Below are 2985 nucleotides of genomic sequence, written 5' to 3'. Positions count from 1 at the left end.
CGCCCGGTTCCCCCCAGCCCGCCCCGAGGTTCCCCCCGACCCGCAGCAGCACAAACGCGGTCAGCCCGTGGCTGATGGCTTTAATCCCGGAAATGAACGACAGGGCGGTGTAGCCCAGCACCAGCGGCACCTGAAAACGCGCGCGTTTCCAGCCGGAGCCATAGCGATCGCTCCAGATCGAACCGGGGATGTCGAGGATCGCCAGGGCGACCATGATCAGCGCCACCAGGTTACCCCACTGTTCCGGGGAGAGGGAAAACTCCTTTGAGATGACCGGCCCGAGGCGCAGGATCATTTCGCGATCGTAGGCGTTAAGCACCCAGATCAGCCAGCACACCAGCAGTGAAACCCAGGAGAAACGATGTATTAGCTTTTTTTTCACGCCTTTTTCGCTGGCAGGCGTTTGATTAATCGTTGTCATAGTGTTTGCTCCACGGCACCGCGACAGCGTGATGGGCGCCGCTTGTTGTCAGGGTCAGAGTAAGTTCACCGGGTATTATTATTTTGACGGCGAACCGGATAGTGATTTAACCGATGAAGCGCCGCTCCGGTACGCCCTTGATGCCCAGTCCGTAAATGGCGAACAGACTGCCGCGCAGCTGATTATCTTCCGGGAAACGCGGCAGCGGCGGCTGCGCCATCGAGGTTACGTACAGCACATCGAGGTTTTCACCGCCGAACATTACGCTGGTGACTTTCTTCACCGGCATCTCGATAATGCGGTCCACCTTGCCCTCCGGCGTATAGCGTACCAGCTTGCCCGCGTAGACCAGCGCATTCCACAGGCAGCCTTCGCTGTCCACGGTGGCGCCGTCCGCCGCGCCGCCTTCGCTGCGATCCACCTCGCAGAACACCCGCTCGCGGGAGAGATTGCCGCTGGCGGCGTCGTAGTCCCAGGCGCGGATCTCGCCGGTCCAGGTGTCGGCGAAGTAGAAGGTATCGCCCGACGGACTCCAGCAGGGGGCGTTGGAGACGATAATGTTTTCCTTAAGCACGTGCAGCGACAGATCCGCATCCAGGCGATACAGCGCGCCGCTCGGCTCCTCTTCGCGCATATCCATCGAACCGAAGAGAAAGCGCCCCTGGCGGTCCACCTTGCCGTCGTTCAGGCGGTTGAAAGGTCGGTCCGCTTCCGGGTGATGCAGCAGCTCAAGTTCGCCGCTGGCGAAATCGAGGAGATGCACGCCGTGCTGCAGCGCCACCACCGCGCCTGCGCCATTCTGGCGCAGGGCGAAGGAGCCGATTTTCTGCCGCACGTCCCTGCTCTGAATCGCGCCGCCCTGGGCGTTGCAGGCGAACAGCCGCCCGTCCTGACTGTCCACCCACCAGAGCCGCTGTTGTTCTACGTCCCAGACCGGGCTTTCGCCGAGTCGGGTTTTTAAATCCAGCAACACTTCAATGCGCATGATTGTCTCCTGGTTAAATTTTTTCCCCGCCTGCGGGACTGGCCGCAGCGGTGGTATGTGAGGGTTGGCGTTGAATAAAGAGCGCCACCAGCGCGCCGACGATCAAGAGCGCCACGGCGAACCACAGTCCGGAGGTGGCGGAACCGGTACGATCCTCAAAGGCGCCGAGGATAAAAGGCCCCAGAAAACCGCCGCACAGGCCAAGACAGTTGAGCAGGCCGAAGCTGCCCGCCAGCATATGGCCGCTCATGATCGACGGTAGCCAGTTGAAGATGATGGATTGCATGGCGAAGAACATGAAGGCGGCCAGCGAGAAGCCGAATAGTGCGACGCCCTGGCCGCCGGCGGCACCGATCGCCATACCGACCGCCATCACCAGATAGCCCGTCATGAGCATGCGGCGCGAGCGTTGTTCCGTGCGGGCGAAGCGCGGCAGCAGCACCCCGCCGCAGGCAGCGGCCACCCACGGAATGGCGGTCAGAAAACCGATGTGCAGCGGCGTCAGCTGCCCCCAACTGCCGATGATCCCCGGCAGGAAGTAGCTCAGCCCGTATACCGAGAACTGATGGGTAAAGTAGATCAGCACCAGCAGCAGGAACACGCGGGTGGAGAGGGCGGTTTTGAGGGAAAAACGGGCGGGAACATGGCTGGTCTCCTGCGCTTCGCGGGCGAGATCGGCGTCGATCGCCCGGATATCTTCGGCATTCAGCCACGGCGCATCCGCGGGCTTATCCGGCAGCTTGCGCCACACGATGACGGAGAGGAGGATCGCCGGGAGGCCCTCAATAAAGAACATCCACTGCCAGCCGTGCCAGCCCGCGGCGCCGTCGAGATTCAGCAACAGCCCGCCTAGCGGCGCGCCGATGATGTTGGCTAAGCAGACCCCCAGCAGAAACAGACCGGTGGCTTTGGTGCGTTCCTCCCGACCAAACCACAGCGTCAGATAGTAGATGATGCCGGGATACAGCCCCGCTTCCGCAGCCCCCAGCAGCAGGCGCATAATGTAAAACGACGTTGGCCCAGTCACGAAGGCCATCGCGCAGGAGATGATCCCCCAGGTGATCATGATGCGGGCGATCCAGCGCCGGGCGCCGATCTTCGTCAGAAACAGGTTGCTGGGGATCTCCAGTATCGAGTAGGAGAGGAAAAACAGCCCCGCGCCCAGCCCGAAGGCGGTCGCGGAGAGGCCAATATCCACCGACATGCTGGCTTTCGCCATGCCGATATTGGTGCGGTCGATAAAGCTGATGATGTACGCCACGATCAGCAGCGGCATCAAGTGACGATAGATCTTTTTATGCGTTTGCCGGAGTGGCGTATCGTTCATCGCCTTTTCATTTATTGCGGACATGGTTATTATTTCCCCGTAATCGTGGTCAGAAGCCTTGCCGGGATCGTGCCGATCCCGCATGTCAGCTCTCAGGTTGTCGCCGGGCGCTGACCCGAACGACGCCCGGCCCGAAGCCCCACTTCGGGCCGTTTTTCTACGCCCCTTCGCGCTCAAACAGCATCGAAATGCCTTGTCCGCCGCCGATGCACATGGTCACCAGGCCGGTGCGCGCGCCGCTGCGTTCCATTT

The 2985-nt window shown here is 61.5% G+C and carries 3 protein-coding genes and 1 pseudogene; all 4 read right to left on the bottom strand.

From position 1 onward, the window contains the following. A pseudogene (locus PFH44_RS26360) lies at nt 1-421 on the bottom strand (MFS transporter); the annotation flags it as partial. A 106-nt stretch (nt 422-527) separates the two neighbouring features. Beyond that, nucleotides 528-1406 (bottom strand): SMP-30/gluconolactonase/LRE family protein, encoded by an 879-nt coding sequence (locus PFH44_RS26355; protein WP_283826660.1) that lies wholly within the window; start codon nt 1404-1406, stop codon nt 528-530. A 13-nt stretch (nt 1407-1419) separates the two neighbouring features. Further along, entirely contained in the window at nt 1420-2757 is a 1338-nt protein-coding gene (locus PFH44_RS26350) for an MFS transporter (RefSeq protein ID WP_045853245.1), read from the bottom strand. A gap of 133 nt (nt 2758-2890) precedes the next feature. Next, nucleotides 2891-2985, bottom strand: a 95-nt coding sequence (locus PFH44_RS26345; RefSeq protein ID WP_283826661.1) for a hypothetical protein, incomplete at its 5' end; no start/stop codon positions are given.

Source organism: Klebsiella sp. Ech2A, assembly GCF_030078455.1.
GTDB lineage: Bacteria > Pseudomonadota > Gammaproteobacteria > Enterobacterales > Enterobacteriaceae > Klebsiella > Klebsiella terrigena.
This window is presented reverse-complemented; position numbering and strand designations above follow the sequence as displayed.

What these genes read in the sequence shown, in the direction of transcription:
- PFH44_RS26355 (WP_283826660.1), bottom strand. Translation starts at nt 1,406, where the DNA reads ATGCGCATTGAAGTGTTGCTGGATTTAAAAACCCGACTCGGCGAAAGC.
- PFH44_RS26350 (WP_045853245.1), bottom strand. Translation starts at nt 2,757, where the DNA reads ATGTCCGCAATAAATGAAAAGGCGATGAACGATACGCCACTCCGGCAA.